Below are 18,657 nucleotides of genomic sequence, written 5' to 3' on the forward strand. Positions count from 1 at the left end.
TCTCCACCCGTTTTCCACCCGGGGGGGATTATGATTTATGGAGTTAATTTATAGATGAGTATTTCGGTTTATCAACGACCAAATAAAAAGTGGAAAGCAGACGTAGAATTAAATGGTTTGCGTAAAACAAAAAACATTTGAAAAGAAAATTGATGCGACAAACTGGAGCAGAGCAACTGAAAGAGAACTGATATTAAATGCATCTACCTCAACTGCTTTGCAGAGTAAAATAGTACTTACACTTCGAGAAGCCTTGGGTAACCCCCCCTCAAAATAATTGAACTCAAAAGTAGAAAACCGAAGGAAAGTTCCCACGATTTGATTAAGATATGACTCTTGAGCAAACTGGAGAACTTTCTTTTCTACTATGATCGTATGATTAGATTGAAAATAATAATCAAGTAAATTAAAAATTATAGAAGAACAATAAATTTAACATTTTATGGGTCGGTTTATTATCAGCTATTGCTAAGGATTGCATATTTCCGTTAATAAATGGATCATTTTTTCCAAAGATATATTCTGTTGCAAAAGAGAACTTTTTCACATCAAGTTGTGCTCCAATCGTATGACGTGTTGAGTCTTTATAATCATCAATATTTTTATTATATAGCGAATAAGTCGCATACGGTGTTAGATTAAAACGACCATTTGGATCTTTATAAGCATAATTAATATCGATGGCATAGAAATCAGCATCATTTGCAACATAATAGTTTGTATCAAATGCTCCCATGACGGAATAATTAGGTTGTAATAGATCTTTGTTTTTAATTTTGTTCCTGCCAGTCGTTAATGTTAAATTAAAGTTATTATAATGAGCACGAGAGAAAATAGCCCAACTATTACGATGCCCTGTCTGATTATTGGTTTTATTATCCAACTGTGAATACCAATAAGAGCCTCCTGCGCTTAGATTCAGTCCGTCAATCCATTGAGGTAATTTTTGATCGATACGTGAAACGAGCATATTTTTTTCTTGCAAGCGGGTTTCATTCGGATCATTGGGATTGACATAACTGGCAGAATATCGTGCAGCATTTTTACTATCTCCTACATAACTTCCCGCATCACTGACGAAATAGGCGAGGTCGATTGTCGTATCATCAGAGAGCTGAGTATTGAAGTTCACGCCCAAATGGTGAATATCTGATAAACCTGAAGTCACAGTAATGTCTCCAAACCAATTGGTTGACCAGCCACGACCAGGTCCGAAAGGTACATCCTGTATCCCAATAGTTATACGATTACTTGGATTAATCTTATAGCCAAGATTGGCATTGACCAAAGAAGAAAAATCACAGATTTCATCAAATTGATAACAACGATATTCAAAATTACCAAAGAATTGGGTTGCGTCATATTGAATGGCTAATTTTGCTGCATCAAATTTGAGCTTATGTTCATCATTCGAATAGTTTTTATCCTGAATATTGGCACGTAGCCATCCTGAAAATGTAAGTGCCCCAAGATTCGATTGGGGATCTCCGATTTGAGAGGAAGCTTGTATCATCTGAGGATAAAATATAGATAATAGGGTCAAGTTTATAGCTAAGTGTTTGAATTTAAACATTGATATCTTCCTTGATATTGATTTACTGAATTTATTTTTTTGTGCTTCAGACTGAAGCTTGAAAATATATTTGTTATGAATTTCTATATGGAGAAATTTAGAACATGGATTTTCTTTGATTTATTAATAGCAAAACACGAAAAGAAAAAGAATATTGCATGCATTAAATGTCTACGAAAATAAGTCGTAAAGACATTCCCTTTTTTCGTTTGTAGGTCAGAATCAGTAAAAACATACTAAATTAGTTTATTGAAATTGATAGTTTTGTGAATCGATCAATTATCTACAGTTATAAAATGGAGTGTACTGTAGTCGTTTATTAGAATTTTTCTAAATTTAATATATGGATCAATAAACAATTAAAATTTATAAGGAAGGATTCAATGGAACAACATGACAATATATCTAATCGTAGTGATACGGACAATAAATTATGCCACAGTTTATCAAGCCGACAGGTGGGTATGATAACAATTGGTGGAATTATTGGTGCAGGTCTATTTATTGCATCAGCATCAGCCATTAATACGATTGGTCCCACGATATTATTTTCTTACATGATTGTAGGTATTTTAGTGTTCTTAGTGATGCGTATGTTGGGTGAAATGGCAGTGCTACATCCAGACTCAGGCTCATTTTCAGTTTATGCTGAAAAAACATTAGGACATTGGGCTGGTTTTACCACAGGTTGGTTATACTGGTGGTTTTGGATGTTAGTTGTTGCTTTTGAAGCAATAATGGGGGCAAATATATTAGTTGCTTATTTCCCTGATGTACATCCCGCTATTTTTGCTTTTAGTATTCTTTTAATCTTAACCTTGACAAATCTTTTCGACGTAAAAAAATTTGGTGAGTTTGAATTTTGGTTTGCTTTAACTAAAGTTGCTGCCATAGTTATTTTCATTGTTATATGTGTTTCAGCAATTTTGGGTTATTGGTCATTAAATCCAAATATTAGTGGTATTGCTAATTTATATCAGCATGGCGGACTATTTCCTCATGGCTATGGGGCTATTCTGTCTGGGATATTAATTGTGATGTTTTCATTCTTTGGTGTGGAAATGTTGTCAATTGCTGCTGCAGAGGCAAAACATCCAGGCAAGGAAATTCGCCGTTCAACCAATCTGGTGATTTATCGTATTGCAATATTCTATGTACTTTCCATTTTTCTAGTGCTGTGTATCGTGCCATGGACAGATAAAGGGTTACAGGAAATGGGAACGTTTCAGTATGTTCTGCATGTTCTAAATGTGCCGGGTTCAAAACTCATCATGGATCTGGTTGTTTTCGTTTCGGTAAGCAGTGTTTTAAATACAGGTACCTACATAAGTTCTCGTATGTTGTTTTCTTTAGCAAGTCGTGGAGATGCACCTAAAATTTGCGCTCATGTAACCCGGGCAGGTGTACCACGAACAGCAGTTATCGTCACCACAATTTTCTCAATCATTTGTTTAGGACTTAATTATTATGCTTCTGAGGGATTGTTTTTCTTCTTTTTATCTACCTTAGGCGCAATTAGCTTACTCATTTATTTAATTATCGCGTTATCTCAATTAAAAATGCGTAAATCATTAGACAAACAAGGTATTCAGCTTGATTTTAAAATGTGGTGTTTTCCATATTTGACTTATGTTGTCATTGCTTTAATTACACTCACATTGGGATATATGTTTGTGAATGAAAAGTATCAGTACGAAACCATAGTCACTTTAGTTTTGGCAATTGGTACAGTGAGTGCTAGTTTCATTGTTAAATTCATAAAGAATAAATCGAATTCTTAAATATACGACACAACTATCAAAAAGAATTCTTTAATCAAATGAGTTCGAGCTCTTGTGGAGCTCGAATGTTATGAATGCTCTGAGGAGTTAAGGACACTATGTTGCGTGCTTATGCTGCACTTGTCTTACTGGGTATCATTTGGGGAAGCAATTTCATCTATATGAAATGGGCGACCGCTTTAATTTCTCCAGCTCAGACGGTATTCATGCGGATTTTCTTTGCTTTCATCCCTCTTTTAATCGTTGCTTTGTATACAGGAAGTATTTCATTGAAGCAACTACGTTATCTAAAGCATTTTGTGGTCATGTCTGTTTTAGCAGCGATCCTTTATTACTATGGTATTGTTGCTGGAACGGCATTATTACCAAGTAGTATCGCTGGATTATTAAGTGGAATTATTCCTATTTTTACTTTACTTGCAGCACTCATTTTTTTGCGTGAAGATCGATTGTCACTAGGCGTCATTATGGGCATTGCGCTCAGCTTTTCGGGGATTATCTTAAGTGCTCGTCCGTGGGAAAGTTCAGAATTTATTTCATTAATGGGAATATTCTGGGTAATGGTCGGATCTTTGAGCTTCGGTATCTCATTTGTTTATGCCCGATATTATCTTTTGCCATTAGAGATACCATCCATTGCACTTGCAACTTGGCAATTAGGTATAGCCGTATTGACACTTTTTTTATTCATTGATTTTAAAGGTATTACAACAATATATTCTGATACACATGTACTTCTAGGTACTATTATTGGGCTAGGTGTAATGGGTACGGGAGGAGCTTTTCTTTTGTATTATTACATTATTCAAAAATTAGGAGCAGTGAAAGCTTCAGTTGCAACATATATAGCACCTGTGATTGCTGTGATTATTGGTGCTGTAATGGGGGAAAATGTAACAGTAATTGAGTGGTTCGCGCTCACACTTATTATCGGAGGAGTCATTGTCATCCAAACTACAAAGTTAGGTTAAGGTGATTGTTGTTAAAAAGGACAGCGAAAAGATGAAAAAAATCTGCTTGATTGGGTATTTTTTGAATTTTTATTTTTTACTGAATGAGTTAAATTGAAATTCGTATTATTGAGTCAGTGATCTAAAGGTATTTGGTCAAAGCAATGATATGGCAGACTAAAAAACAAGTAACTTTCAATGGATTTGGGCACTCTTCAATATAAAAAAAGGAATTTAAAAAATGCATAAAATGACATCCAGAACTTTTCCATCGACGACATCATTACGATGCTTTGAAGCTTCTGCTCGATTTTTAAGTTTTACCAAAGCTGCTCAAGTCCTCCACATGACTCAAAGTGCTGTAAGTAAACAAGTCATCCATTTAGAGGATAGCCTTAACACGACTTTATTTGACCGTTCTTTAAAGGGTTTAAATCTTACTCCTTCAGGTAAAATATTCCTGGCAGAAGCCCAAAAGATACTCAATCAAATCGAAATCTCTGTTTTAAATATATTGGCACATGGGAGTGAAGCAGAGACGGTGAATATCGCTGTTCACCCTACGTTATGCGCGAGATGGTTGATTAAAGCATTAAAAGGATTTGGAAAATCTCATCCCAATATACATCTCGATGTTCAAGAACAAATTCATGATTCTGAAATTGAAAATTTACAAGCAGATATCGCCTTTTTATATGGTGAAGGCGTCTGGAGGGATATGACCAGCATCAAATTATTTGAAGAGCAGTGTGTAGCCGTGTGTTCTCCTGAAATTACACAAACGCCTTTTAATAGTTTAGAAGACTTTCATTGTCATGTTTTAATTCAATGTCGATCACGTCCTAGAGCATGGGATGAATATTTTCAAATGCAAGAGTTCGTAAATGAACACCCATTTATTGGTCCAAGATTTGATACTTTTTATTCATGTATTAATGCGGCAATAATAGGTTGTGGTGTTGCACTTATTCCCAAATTTTTGATTGAAGAAGAGTTATTAACTCAAAAATTAATCTTGGCTTGGCCTTATGAATTAAATAATACCAAAGCTTATTATATGACTTATCCAACATCGATGGCGAAAACGCCAAAAGTCGTGACAATTACACAATGGATTCAAGATCATTTAAATGAATGTTAAAACGCAAAAGATTGGATAATTAAGGGGCTAACCACTGTCCTTGCCATTCTCCATTTTTATCTTTTTCAAAAAAACATCTTATATGGGGATTTTCATTCAGGTCCAACCACTCTAAACTTGTTATGTGGATATCAATAAGATCAAAAAAAATCGATGGTTCTTTATTGCCATATTCTTCATCTATATATTTGACTTCGTGAGGTGAAGCAATTTTTTTGCCAGGTGAAACCGATGTTTTAAACAGTAAATGGGTGTGTTGTTTTAATTTATGCCAAGCTTCTTTTTTTGTTTGCGTATCTTGAATAATATTTGCTTCACCTTCGATTCGTAATTGGGTTCCTTTAGGATCAAATGCAGCTAAAGCAACTTTATGATTATTATTTATTTCTTCTATTTTTTGAGAACGTGTATCAGTAAAAAAAGAAATTATTCCTTTCTCTGCGTTGAAGTCGCGAAGTACAATTGTCCTAAGCTTAGGTTCATTTTTTGAATTTATGGTCGCAAGTTGCATCAGGGTAAAAGGGGAGCGCTCTATAGAAGCTTGGGTTAGGTGATCCATAATTTGTTTGAATAAATCACTTTTAAGCGGTATACCCATATAACACCTCGTCTGACCGATAGGATAAGGCTGTAAGATTTTAATTCCAGCCTTATATCATTAAAATCTTATTGATCAGGTTCAGCGTAAAACTTTCCTGCATGTGCCCAATCAGATGATGGTATTTCTTTAAAAATAATATCAATGGTCTCTGTTGGACATTTTAATATCATTGAAGTCAAGGTTGTGACTTCTTGCATAAACGCTTTCTTTTGCGCATGTGTACGCCCTGGGGCAAGTTCAATTGTAATTAACGGCATTTTGTAAAACTCCCAAAGGGATAAAGCTACATCGCTTTATCCCAATAATCACTGATATTTGTTATTAGATCGAACGAGCTAGACCGCCATCTACACGAATGTTTTGACCAGTAATATATGCAGCACCTTCAGAAGCTAAGAATGCGACCGTCGCTGCAATTTCTTCTGTAGTACCATAACGTTTCATTGGAACACTATCACTGCGTTCGTTTGTCATTGGCAAACTATCAATCCAACCTGGTAAGACATTATTAAAACGTATATTGTCAGTGGCATACTGATCTGAGCAGATTTTTGTAAAGGCAGCTAGACCTGCACGAGCAACCACCGAGGTTGGGAATAATGGACTTGGTTCAAATGCCCATGTAGTAGAAATATTAATAATCACACCACTTTTCTGCTTTTGCATAATCGGTACAACTAAACGAGTTGGACGTACAGCATTTAAAAAGTAAGTATCAATACCAGCATGCCAATCTTCATCCGTTAACTCTAAAATTCCTTTACGCGGACCGTGACCAGCACTATTAACTAAGACATCAATTCGTCCCCAACGTTTAAGTGTTTCATCAATCAGGCGTTGAATATCTTCAGGAGACTGGTTTGAGCCAGTCACACCTAAACCATTTAACTCTTGAGCAAGCACTTCCCCTTTTCCTGAAGAAGAAAGAATGGCTACTTTGTATCCTTCATTGGCCAATTTTCTTGCGACTGCGGCGCCCATGCCACTCCCTGCGGCTGTAATAACTGCAACTTTATCAACCATTTTCATCTTCCTCACTATAGATGGTAATCATTTTATTTATTGAGTTTAAGTGTTGAGTATACCGCAAACAAACGATATTATTTTGTATGATCAGATAGAAAAACTATTGGCTAAGTTCATGAGAAAGCTTCCATCGTTAAAGGGTTTATATGTATTTGAAGTTGTATCAAGGCACTTAAATTTTAGATTAGCTGCTGATGAGTTAGGGGTCACACAAGCTGCTGTGGCTCAACAAATTAGAGGCTTAGAGGAGGAGTTGGGTCTCAAATTATTTGAAAGAACACCAAGAAAATTAACAATGACTGAGAGTGCTTATCGATATGCGATAAGTGTAAAACAGGCATTTAAAATATTAGAAGAAGCAACAGAAATATTACATCCAACTCAACCCTATCTTACTATCAGCGTTCCCCCCTCATTTGCTGCGAAATGGTTACTTCCACGTTTAAATGAATTTGCAGAGACTTATCCTGATTTGGATTTAAGAGTTGTTGCGAGTCCAAAGGTACAAAATTTTGGCACAGATGGAATTGATTTAGCTATCCGTTTAGCAGCCCCACCTTTTGAAAATAGTGTGAATGCCGATTTGCTTTTTGAAAACCAGGTGGTTGCTGTAGCAAATCCTTTGCTCATTGAAAAAATAGGGCATCCGCATGATTCTAAAAGTCTTCAATCGTATACTTTAATTCATGATGCCCATAATTTTTGGCCTAAATATCTTCAGGTCGCTTTTCCTGATCATGATTTGTTTAATTCTAAAAATATTTATTTTAATCAGACCTCACTTGCCATTGATTCAGCAATTGCTGGGCAAGGGATAGCCTTAACTTGCCTAAATTTTGTCAAAGATGATTTAGAGGCAGGGCGATTAATACGTTTAAACTCAATTACACTCGATACAGGATCAGGCTTTTACCTCATATCACCACGAAAACCTCATCAACCAACTTCATTGCCATTGGTAAAGTCATGGTTAATGAATTCACAATGATTTATTAATTTGAGTCAAAGCACTTGATGATTCAGACATGTGATTTGAATCGTTCATATCCAATGTACTTGATACTTTTTATATGAATTTTTAAAAGTTTTGCTTAAACATATTTTTTGCATTTTTGAGTTATAGATGGTCTTTCTATGGCGAGGCGACATCGATGTCGCCATGTTGAGCTGGGAGATATAAGCAAGGACAAAGCCATACTTTATTTTTGCTCAGGGTTGTGGCTAAACTATCTTAACCATGCATTATGGAACTTAAAAATAGTTTCGCAATTTTCTTCGTTTCATGCTTTAAAATGTATCGGTCTCATGCCCAATTTTAACCTATAACAAGAGCCATTTATAAAAGGTCAACAGACCCGATGATATTTAAGACTCAGCCCAATTTTTCTAACAGAACCTGAATAGGATGGCGAAGTTGAGTTTTTTCTAAACGTTTGACTTGAGTTCGACATGAATATCCAGTTGCTAAAATCCATTGGTGGTGCAGTTCTACCTTACTTTGCCATGATTGTTGATAAATCATTTTTGATTGGTTTAAATGTTCAGTTTCATGACCATAGGTTCCAGCCATACCACAACATCCCAAAGTAAGTGATTCAAGTTCTAAGCCAAACACTTGGAAAATATCTTTCCACATTTGATTCGATTTAGGTTCTTGTGTTCGCTCAGTGCAATGCCCAGCTAAATAATAAATGGATTGAGTTGTTGATAATTTTGGCAGTTCAAATTCGTCCAAGCGTTGCTTTAGCCATTCTTGTACCAACATGACTTGATAACGATGTTCAGGCAATTCTTCAGTAAATCTCTTATGATATTCTTGACGAAAAACTAGAGTCATTGCTGGATCCAAACCGACTATAGGATAACCTAAATCAGAAACTTGATTTAAGAGGGTAATATTTTTTCTTCTCAGCTTTTCAAACTCATCAAGGAAACCATGCACATGCAAAGGTTTTCCGTTGGGGAAATAGGGCAATACATAAGGGATAGCCCCTAATTTTTTTATTAGCGTGATTAAATCCAAAAAGACAGAAGTATCAAAATAGCGTGTGAATGCATCTTGTACAATGAAAACCACATCATGCTCATTACTGGGTAAATTATTTAAGTCCTGATCAACGAGGACAGCACCATATGTTTGTAATCTTTCCTTCACTTTAGGATGAAACAATGGGATATCTGTCATTCTGAGTATTTTTTTCTGGAATGATTTTAGTAAGGTCAGTCTTTGTGTCACATTATATAAAGATGAGATCGATGCGACTTGGGGTAAGATAAATTCCAATTTTGCCAATATATAATCACGAAGTTGACGAGGATATCGTTGATGATAGCGGGCTAAGAAACGTGCTTTTGCATCAGGAATGTCTACTTTAACAGGACATTGTCCAACACAGGATTTACAAGACAAACAACCATGCAAAGCCTCATATACCTCCTGATCAAAACCCATACTAGATTGTTGATTTTCCTCTCGTCTAAGCCACTCTTTCACTAATGTTGCACGTCCTTTGGGAGAGTGAATACGATTTCGTGTCACTTTATAAGAAGGGCACATGGGATCATTCAAATCATAATTAAAACATGCGCCATTTCCATTACAGTGCATGGTCGTGCCAAAATTATTCCAGTCGATCTTTGAAATTTGACGATCATAATCCCCGCGTAGCGGAATTTCGGTGAGTCCGATCAATTTACTGGTGGGTAATGTTGCAGGCGTTGCAATTTTCCCAGGGTTGAGTTGATTAAATGGATCAAAAAGCGCTTTGATTTGTTGTAATAGGGGATAGGCTTGTCCAAAAAATATAGGGGCGTAACCAGAACGTAAGCCTTTACCATGTTCCCCCCATAACACACCACCATAATGATGCGTTAATTCGACGACCTTCTCTGTAATTAATTTTATCATTCCCAATGACTTGGGGTCTTTCATATCCAATGCCGGGCGTACATGCAGTACACCAGCATCAACATGTCCAAACATGCCGTATTCCAGACCATGATGATCTAAAAGCTGTCTAAAATCTGCTATATACTCCGCCAAGTACTCAGGGGGAACGGCTGTATCTTCAACAAAAGGCTGAGGTCTTTTTTCCCCTTCGACATTCCCCAATAATCCGACTGCACGCTTACGCATTGCATAAACGTGATTAATTTCAGTTTCTCCCCATGCAACAGTGGTACTGAGTCGTTCGATTTGTCTGTCTTGAGATAAATGCTGTAAAAAATCTTCTAGATGTTGTTTTAATTCAATTTCAGTTGTTGCATCAAGTTCAACTAAATTAATCCCCTCAATCGGTTTTCCAAAATGATTGTCTGGGAAAAATTTTGCGACATTGTGCCAAACGATATCATTTTTAGCTAAGTTTAAGACTTTGGAGTCAACCGTTTCAATTGATAGTGGCTTATGTTGCATGAGCACATTGGCATCTTTTAATGCATCCTGAAAGTTGGTATAGCCGATATTTATTAACAGTCGATACTTTGGAATCTCTAAAACGTTTAATTCTGCCTCGACAATAATGCCTAAAGTTCCTTCACTACCACAGAGTAGGGCGTTTGGATTAAAATATTCATCATCCAATAAATTAGGCAAATCATAACCCGTCAATGATCGATTCAACGATGGGAAACTATTTTTAATTATGTCTTGATTAATTTTAGCGACTGTAAAAATCTGGTGGTATAAATTTTTCTGAAAGGGAGTTTTATCTAAAATTTGTTGTTGCCATGATTCTCGTTTTAATGCTTGGGAATGTAAAATCTCACCACCCCTTAATACTGTAGATAAACGCGTGACGTGATGATGTGTTTTTCCATATCGGCAACTCCCTTGTCCACTTGCATCTGTATTAATCATTCCTCCAATGGTTGCTCGATTTGAAGTAGACAGTTCGGGAGCAAAAAATAAACCATATTTTTTTAATTCAGCATTGAGTTGATCTTTGACCACACCAGCCTGAACAATAGCCTTTTTTTGTTGAACATCGATCGATAATATTTTATTCATGTGTCGAGAAACGTCGATGACAATTCCATTTGTTAAAGATTGTCCGTTCGTTCCTGTACCACCACCGCGAGCAGTCAATACTACAGATTGATATTGATGTTCACTCACAAGACGCATAATCATTTCAATATCATGTTGATGTTTCGGATAAATAATCGCTTGCGGATGGTATTGATAAATTGAATTATCTGTAGAAAATACTTGGCGAGTCGCTTCGGAACAATCTATTTCACCTTCAAAACTGGATTGGAGTTGTTCAATAAACTGCTGCGTTATAATTGCTAAATCCTGTTTCATATATATGCCTTATTAAAATCACGAACAAGCATTGTCTTGCTTTGGCAATGACAGTTTTAGATAAGAATTCTTTAACTCTTGGTCATTTAAGAGATAATTCTTAAACATTGACCTGCGTGATATAAGGTAATGCCACAGTCATAGAACATTGCTCGAGCATTACGGAAAGAGACTTTGCTTGATTCCAGATCACTAAAAGGTAGCGGTAAGTTTTCACGATCATCATCTTGAAGATACTGAGCAAATGCTTTCCCCATTAATGATCCAGTTGTGATCCCTCGACCATTAAAGGCAGTTGCAGCCACAATTCCTGGTGCGGGTTCAAAAATACGCATAATATGGTCTGTGGTAAATCCAAATTTTCCAGTCCATTGATATTGCCATTTGAGTTTACCCAATTCAGGAAAGTATTTTTGGGTGATTAGATCAGCCCAAGAATGATAAATGCTCTCTTTTCCTTCATGTCCACCGACAGTTCCGAGTAACAGACGATTTTCTTTATCTCGGCGAATACTTGATAACGCTAAACGTGTATCCCATGAACCATTTTTATAAGGTAAAATTTTATCTGCAATTGAGCCAGTCAAAGGTTCAGAGGCAATTTGATAATATTTAACAAAATAAATAGTTTTTAGAATTTCAGTCCATTCACCTTGTGTGTAAGCATTGGTTGCTAAAACAACTTTATCCGCAGTAATGCTTCCGGAGGTGGTTTTAACACACCATTGCGAGTCGCTTTTCACAATCTCATTCACAGATGAATTTTCGTAAATTTCAACATTTAAACGCTTGGCAGCTTGTGCTAGACCTGTGACATAGGCATATGGGTTTATGGTTCCTGCTCGCTTATCAAGTAACGCTTTTTGAACCACTTTTGTCCCACAATATTCATGACATTTTGCACCTGTCAACACTTCAACATTTGCACCGCGACGACTCAGTTGAAGGTAACGGTGATCAATATCAGCTTCACCTTCCGAGTTATGCGCCATGTGTAGATTACCAGTGCGAGTATCTTGTGCTTGTATACCTAAGCGATCAATCGTATCAAAGACCAGTTGTGGTGCATGACCTAATGCTGTGGTCAACTTTTCTCCGACTTTTTCTCCCAAATATTTATTTAGCTCATCTGGTTGAGCCCATGTTCCTGCATTGACCAAACCGACATTACGCCCAGATCCTCCAGAACCAACTTCTAAACTTTCTACGACTACGACACGGTGTCCTGCTTCTGCTAAATGAATTGCTGCTGATAGACCAGTGAATCCGCCACCAATAATACAAACATCAGTATTTATATCTGTTTGTAATTGAGGGAAATGAGGTACATTATCCACGAGGGTTGACCATAATACTTGATTTTTTAACATGATTATTGCTCTATCCTTATAGCAATCAAATCGCAACATCAAAATGTTGTTGTTTTTTAGATCATTCAATATACTTTTGCATTTTAAGGGTTAAATAAGGTTATATGCTCATTTAACCCTGTGATTATAATAAATAATTAACCAAAGTTAATCCCTTGAGCTAAAGGTAATTCTCGAGAATAGTTGATGGTATTTGTTTGTCTGCGCATATAGCCTTTCCAAGCATCTGAACCAGATTCACGCCCACCGCCTGTCTCTTTCTCACCACCAAATGCACCACCAATTTCTGCACCACTCGTACCAATATTGACATTCGCAATACCACAATCACTCCCAACAGCACTGAGGAATTTTTCAGCTTCACGAATATCGTTGGAGAAAATACATGAAGATAATCCTTGAGGAACATCATTTTGGAGATCGAGGGCTTCGTCAAAATCCTCATAGCCAATCACATATAAAATCGGTGCAAAAGTTTCTGTTTTAACGACATCATCTTGTGCCGTCACTTCAACCAATGCTGGTTTGACATAGTAAGCATGAGGAAATTGATCTGATAATACTCGTTCACCACCTGTTACTTTTGCACCTGCTTGTTGCGCTCGAACAAGCATTGTCTGCATTTGATTAAAAATATGTTCGTCAATTAATGGTCCAACAAGATTACCTTCTAAAGGGTGTCCAATTGAAACTGTGGCATACGCTTTCTTTAATTTTTCAACAACCTCAGCTTGAATCGATTTATGCACAATTAAACGACGTAGTGTAGTACAACGTTGACCTGCCGTACCTACTGCTGAGAATAAAATACCGCGGATGGCTAAATCCAAATCAGCTGTTGGCGCAAGAATCATGGCGTTATTCCCCCCCAATTCGAGAATACATTTGCCAAAGCGTTCTGCGACTTTCGGACCAACAATTTTACCCATACGTGTACTACCCGTTGCACTAATCAATGCAACACGCTCGTCAGTCACTAGTTTTTCACCAATTGAAGCATCACCAATGAGTAATTGGGATAGCTGTGCAGGTGCATCACGACCAAATTGTTTAACCGCTTTTTCAAACAATGCCTGACAAGCTAATGCAGTAAGTGGCGTTTTTTCTGAGGGTTTCCAAATTACAGCATTACCACAGATTAAAGCCAATGCTGTATTCCAAGACCAAACGGCAACAGGAAAATTAAATGCGGAAATTATGCCGACAACACCTAATGGATGCCAAGTTTCGCGCATGTGATGTCCTGGTCGTTCTGAAGCAATCGTTAAACCGTACAATTGGCGTGATAAACCGACTGCAAAGTCGCAAATATCAATCATCTCTTGAACTTCGCCTAGACCTTCCTGAGCAATTTTACCTGCTTCCCACGAGACCAAAGCGCCAAGTTCATTTTTATATTCGCGTAAAATTTGCCCAAAAATACGCACCAGTTCGCCACGTCGCGGAGCAGGGACTTTTCGCCATTCTTTAAAAGCAATGAGTGCCTGTTGAATACAGGTATCAGCTTGTTTAAGATCATTTACAACAACCTGTCCAATGACACTTCCGTCAATTGGAGTTTTTACGGTTAATGAACCTGTTTGATACGCTTCAGCAGCAACACCTAATTTATTTAATAATTCCTGAATCATGTTATTTCCTTTCTATCATTAAAATGAATAACTCATCAAAGCCTTGTTATACCTTTGACACAATTGATTGGTTTAAAGTTGCTAAACAAGCCTCTATTGATTGCTGTTGAGCCTGGGCATAAAGTTGGATTTCATCAAATACTTTTGTGCCTAAACACTGCTCAAAAACGTTTTGATTTGAAGTTGAGCTGTAATCTGTTTGCTCATTTCCACCCAAATTGGACTGAAAAATTCCTGCTGCAGAGACAGGTAAAAAATCTTCATAGACAATCGGTTCAATTCGAACTCGACCTGTATGAATCAATTCAGGCAAATCCGTTTCTGTCCATACCTGATGAGTGCTAAATGGTTGTGCGTAATAATAAAAGTAAGCTAAATCCTCTACGGCCAATGTGGTGTAACAATCTGGAAACGCTTTGAATGTTTCCTCTAAAATCTGCATATATTGCGCTGCATTTTCTTCAGTCGCGATACCGCCAAATTGCTGTTGTGCTTTGACAAGCAATTCATCATAAAGTTGACGACCTTTTGGTGTAAGCGCGACGCCTCGTTGTTCAATTTCACCAAAACGAGCAGTATGACTTCCTTGTTGATCTGTAAAGATCACTTGTTCCTGTAAAGCTTTAAAGCTGGTTTGACGCAATAAAATCGGACAACGTCGACGAGGTGGTCCTTCGATTATCGCTTTAGGTGTAATCCCACGCCCCATCATTCCATTTTGAACTTGGTCAATATCAAGTGTTCTCGGTGTTAAATGATTGATATGTGGTCCTTTAAATGCAACAACATCAGCAATTAAACGATGTTGGTCATGTAATGCTTGATATAAATCAGCAGTGACTGGTGCATGAGTATGCCAACGGAATGTCTCTAAAACTTCAATAATAAACAGATCTGCATCATCTACACTCAATCCACCTTGCAGTTCATGTTTTGCCGTCAAAGCCAGCGCTTTTTCAGTAAAAATTTGACGTTTTGCCAGCGTTTCTTTTGCGAGTTGGCGTAATTCAGAATGATCCACTAACTCCAGACGTAATAAAGAAGTAAATACTCGGAATGGGCTATGATTTAAAGCATCTGTTTGGATTGCCCGAAATGCAGTTGCATGTACAGGAACACCAGCAGGTACTAAGTCATAATAACCTACAGGGTACATTCCCATCACCGCAAAAATGCGACGCATATTATGAAGTTCTTCTGCTGTTCCCAATCGAATTGCGCCATGGCGTTCTTGTGATAAACGAGTTAATTCACCAGTTTGTTGTAATTGCGCTTTTAAAACAGTTTGCTGTTCTAAAACAGATTGGTTTACGTCATCCACTAACTCTATTAAATCACCATATAATGGAACTTCGTTTTGATACATCTCTGACATTAACGTTGAGAATTTCGCTCGGATCTCATCCACATTGATCCAATTAGTCATGACCATCTTCCTTTTTAAACACTTGTCATCATTTCTTGATGAGCAGTTTCTGCCAAAATTTGTTCCAATATATCCAGACCTTCTTTTAATACTTTAGGTTCTATCGTCAATGGGGTTAATAGACGAATAATATTTTTCTCTTGTCCGCTTGACATGAGTAATAGACCTTTATTTCTAGCCTGAGTCAGAATGTTTGCTAATACATGTGTACCTGCACCATATTGGGGGTGATAAAGTTCAATACCACGCATCGCGCCAATACCGGTTAAACGTCCCAACCAAGGTGTTAAATTCTGTTGTTTCCACTTTGAATAATAAGCTTCAATTGTCTCAATATAATGTTGAATATTTTCTTGGTAAATTTGAGATCGCATGATGTCGAGTGTGGCTAAACCTGCTGCACAAGCAATCGGATTACCTGAATATGTTCCACCTAAAGCCCCTTTATGTGGATGATTCATGTATTCTGCTCGACCAATTAAAGCGCCTAAAGGTATGCCACCTGCAATACTTTTTCCGAGTAACAGTAAATCAGGTTCAATCCCTAACTTTTTAAAAGCAAAAGCTTCACCTGTACGACCAAAACCAGATTGAATTTCATCCAGAATGATTAAAATGCCATTTTTTTGACAGAATTCTTGTAAAAAATGAGCAAAATCAGCATTCATGATGTGAAAGCCTCCTTCGCCTAAGACCGGTTCAAATATAATTGCCGAGATATTTTTTATATCCACTTCGACTTGGAACAATCGAGCCAAAGCTTTTTTTGCTTCCTCGGAAGTTATATCGTTGTCTTTGCTCGGATATGGAATATGATAAACAGGACCGGGTAAAGCACCGAGCCCATCTTTATAAGGTGCTACTTTGCCGTTTAAATTCACAGCAGCTAAGGTACGACCATGGAAGCCACCATCGAAAGCGATGACACCGGATCTTCCCGTAACTGTACGAGCTACTTTTAATGCATTTTCGGTTGCTTCGGCACCGCTATTGGTGAGCATTCCTACAATTGGATATTCAACTGGAATAAAATCAGTGAGTTGTTCCATAAACTGTACATAAGGCTGATGATGTGCAGCATTAAAAGCATAATGAGTAAGTTTTTGGGCTTGGTGATGGATCGCTTTGACAATTTTTGGATGACAATGCCCAAAATTTAGGACACCAATCCCACCAATAAAATCAATATACCTTTTACCATTTTGATCCCAAACTTCTGCATTCAGACCTGTCTCAAGTGTAATGGGGTGAATAAGTCCTAAAGCACTTGAAATTCTTTGATAATTATCCACTTCATTTTTCTCGATAGAATTTATTTGATGTTGTTATTTAAACCTTCGAAATATCGTCCTACAAACGAATTAAAATACTCGCACTATTCCTTTTTTTCGTATCACTTTTTCCGAAAATTGCTTTCATAAACAAAAAAATTAACCTAGTTTAATTGATTAAAAGTTAAGTAAATATCTTTGAGAAATTTGTGTATTTACTTAGACATTATTAATAACGTGATAGAGCAGAACAAAGATCAGTTGGATATTCAATATGACAAAACTCTCTTATATCCAAGCAAATGATGCAGCTTGGTTAACTTTTCTTGAACAAATTGAACGCGTATCTCCCTATTTAGAGCATCTAAAACAACATATTGAGATATTAAAAAGACCCAAAAGAGTTCTTATCGTAGATGTACCGATTGTCATGGATGATGGTTCAATTCAACATTTTGAAGGTTATCGTGTACAACACAATTTATCACGTGGTCCTGGTAAAGGTGGTATCCGCTATCACCAAGATGTCAATCTGAATGAGGTTATGGCGCTTTCAGCATGGATGACGATCAAAACAGCGGTATTGAACCTACCATTTGGAGGTGCAAAAGGGGGTGTCCGTGTTGATCCACGTAAATTATCGGCTCGAGAATTAGAGCGTTTAACTCGTCGCTATACTAGTGAAATCAGTCATATTATCGGTCCTCAAAAGGATATTCCTGCACCAGATGTTGGAACAAATCAACACGTAATGGAGTGGATTATGGACACCTATTCATCAGGTCAGGGATATACAGTTACTGGTGTGGTCACTGGTAAACCTATCCACTTGGGTGGTTCATTAGGTCGTGTAAAGGCAACTGGTCGTGGAGTATTTGTTACAGGTCGCGAAGTTGCGAAGAAAATTAAGCTCTCCCTTAAAGGAGCTAAAGTTGCTATTCAAGGTTTTGGTAATGTAGGGAGTGAAGCTGGTTTTTTATTTGTGGAATCAAATGCAAAAGTTACTCACATTCAAGACCACACAGGGACTATTTTCAATAAAAACGGTATTGATCTTGAGGCATTACGTGATTATGTCACTGTGAATGAAGGTGTCGGTGGTTTTACTGGTGCAAAGCCCATTGCTGATGAAGAATTTTGGTCAGCAGAAGTTGATATCATGATTCCTGCGGCTTTAGAGGGGCAAATCACCATTGATCGTGCTCAGAATATTCAAGCTCAACTGATTTTAGAGGGGGCAAATGGTCCAACTTATCCAAAGGCAGAAGATATATTGGTTGAACGAGGTATTGTTGTCGTTCCTGATGTAGTCTGTAATGCGGGTGGGGTGACTGTAAGTTACTTCGAATGGGTACAAGATATGGCAAGTTATTTTTGGAGCGAAGAAGAAATTAATGAGCGTTTAGACAAACTCATGGTTCAAGCAATTGAGGATGTTTGGAATACAGCAAACAACAATACATGTACCTTACGTACAGCGGCTTATATCTTGGCGTGCGAACGTATTTTAAAAGCGCGTAAAGAGCGTGGTGTTTTCCCTGGATAAAGAAATAAATGACTCAAGAAATATGTTTTACTGGA

Annotated in this window: 14 protein-coding genes; 5 read left to right on the forward strand and 9 right to left on the reverse strand. The window is 37.2% G+C overall.

Annotation, left to right across the window (positions count from 1 at the left end; genetic code table 11):
- Positions 1-406: 406 nt before the first annotated feature.
- Positions 407-1,573 carry a hypothetical protein gene (locus AAV97_RS18665; protein ID WP_046761395.1) on the reverse strand — a complete coding sequence of 389 codons (1,167 nt, stop codon included), beginning with the start codon at positions 1,571-1,573 and terminating at the stop codon, positions 407-409.
- A gap of 383 nt (positions 1,574-1,956) precedes the next feature.
- Between AAV97_RS18665 and AAV97_RS18670 the strand changes: the two genes are divergently transcribed.
- The 3 genes from AAV97_RS18670 to AAV97_RS18680 all read left to right on the forward strand — a co-directional run bounded on the left by AAV97_RS18670 (position 1,957) and on the right by AAV97_RS18680 (position 5,445).
- Positions 1,957-3,354, forward strand: a complete 1,398-nt coding sequence (locus tag AAV97_RS18670; protein WP_009585744.1) for an amino acid permease — start codon at positions 1,957-1,959, stop codon at positions 3,352-3,354.
- A 98-nt stretch (positions 3,355-3,452) separates the two neighbouring features.
- Positions 3,453-4,325: a DMT family transporter gene (locus tag AAV97_RS18675; protein WP_046761396.1), complete on the forward strand. Its 873-nt coding sequence runs from the start codon at positions 3,453-3,455 to the stop codon at positions 4,323-4,325.
- 220 nt (positions 4,326-4,545) lie between these two features.
- Positions 4,546-5,445, forward strand: coding sequence for a LysR substrate-binding domain-containing protein (locus AAV97_RS18680; RefSeq protein ID WP_004827757.1), 900 nt, complete (start codon positions 4,546-4,548; stop codon positions 5,443-5,445).
- A 19-nt stretch (positions 5,446-5,464) separates the two neighbouring features.
- Here the strand turns inward: AAV97_RS18680 and AAV97_RS18685 are convergent, their stop codons facing one another.
- The 3 genes from AAV97_RS18685 to AAV97_RS18695 form a co-directional block, all read right to left on the reverse strand.
- Complete coding sequence (locus AAV97_RS18685; RefSeq protein WP_009585667.1) at positions 5,465-6,043, reverse strand: pyridoxamine 5'-phosphate oxidase family protein; 579 nt, start codon at positions 6,041-6,043, stop codon at positions 5,465-5,467.
- 68 nt (positions 6,044-6,111) lie between these two features.
- Positions 6,112-6,303, reverse strand: a complete 192-nt coding sequence (locus AAV97_RS18690) for a 4-oxalocrotonate tautomerase (protein WP_009585671.1) — start codon at positions 6,301-6,303, stop codon at positions 6,112-6,114.
- A 64-nt stretch (positions 6,304-6,367) separates the two neighbouring features.
- On the reverse strand, positions 6,368-7,069 hold the full coding sequence (locus tag AAV97_RS18695; RefSeq protein ID WP_046761397.1) for an SDR family oxidoreductase: 702 nt from the start codon (positions 7,067-7,069) through the stop codon (positions 6,368-6,370).
- Between the two features lie 118 nt (positions 7,070-7,187).
- Here AAV97_RS18695 and AAV97_RS18700 point away from each other — a divergent pair, with 118 nt between their 5' ends.
- On the forward strand, positions 7,188-8,060 hold the full coding sequence (locus AAV97_RS18700; protein WP_227559151.1) for a LysR substrate-binding domain-containing protein: 873 nt from the start codon (positions 7,188-7,190) through the stop codon (positions 8,058-8,060).
- A 384-nt stretch (positions 8,061-8,444) separates the two neighbouring features.
- On the opposite strand, the gene AAV97_RS18705 is transcribed toward AAV97_RS18700, so the two are convergent.
- The 5 genes from AAV97_RS18705 to AAV97_RS18725 form a co-directional block, all read right to left on the reverse strand.
- Entirely contained in the window at positions 8,445-11,378 is a 2,934-nt protein-coding gene (locus tag AAV97_RS18705; RefSeq protein WP_046761399.1) for an FAD-binding and (Fe-S)-binding domain-containing protein, read from the reverse strand.
- Between the two features lie 86 nt (positions 11,379-11,464).
- A complete protein-coding gene (locus AAV97_RS18710; RefSeq protein ID WP_046761400.1) occupies positions 11,465-12,748 on the reverse strand; it encodes an NAD(P)/FAD-dependent oxidoreductase in 1,284 nt (427 codons plus the stop codon).
- 137 nt (positions 12,749-12,885) lie between these two features.
- A complete protein-coding gene (locus AAV97_RS18715) occupies positions 12,886-14,379 on the reverse strand; it encodes an aldehyde dehydrogenase family protein (protein WP_004827764.1) in 1,494 nt (497 codons plus the stop codon).
- A gap of 46 nt (positions 14,380-14,425) precedes the next feature.
- Positions 14,426-15,805, reverse strand: coding sequence for a VOC family protein (locus tag AAV97_RS18720; RefSeq protein WP_046761401.1), 1,380 nt, complete (start codon positions 15,803-15,805; stop codon positions 14,426-14,428).
- Positions 15,806-15,819: 14 nt separating this feature from the next.
- On the reverse strand, positions 15,820-17,097 hold the full coding sequence (locus AAV97_RS18725) for an aspartate aminotransferase family protein (RefSeq protein WP_046761402.1): 1,278 nt from the start codon (positions 17,095-17,097) through the stop codon (positions 15,820-15,822).
- A 253-nt stretch (positions 17,098-17,350) separates the two neighbouring features.
- Here AAV97_RS18725 and AAV97_RS18730 point away from each other — a divergent pair, with 253 nt between their 5' ends.
- Entirely contained in the window at positions 17,351-18,622 is a 1,272-nt protein-coding gene (locus tag AAV97_RS18730; RefSeq protein ID WP_046761403.1) for a Glu/Leu/Phe/Val family dehydrogenase, read from the forward strand.
- The last annotated feature ends 35 nt before the right edge of the window (positions 18,623-18,657 follow it).

Origin of the sequence: Acinetobacter sp. Ag2 (assembly GCF_001005515.1) — a bacterium.
GTDB classification, from domain to species: domain Bacteria; phylum Pseudomonadota; class Gammaproteobacteria; order Pseudomonadales; family Moraxellaceae; genus Acinetobacter; species Acinetobacter bereziniae.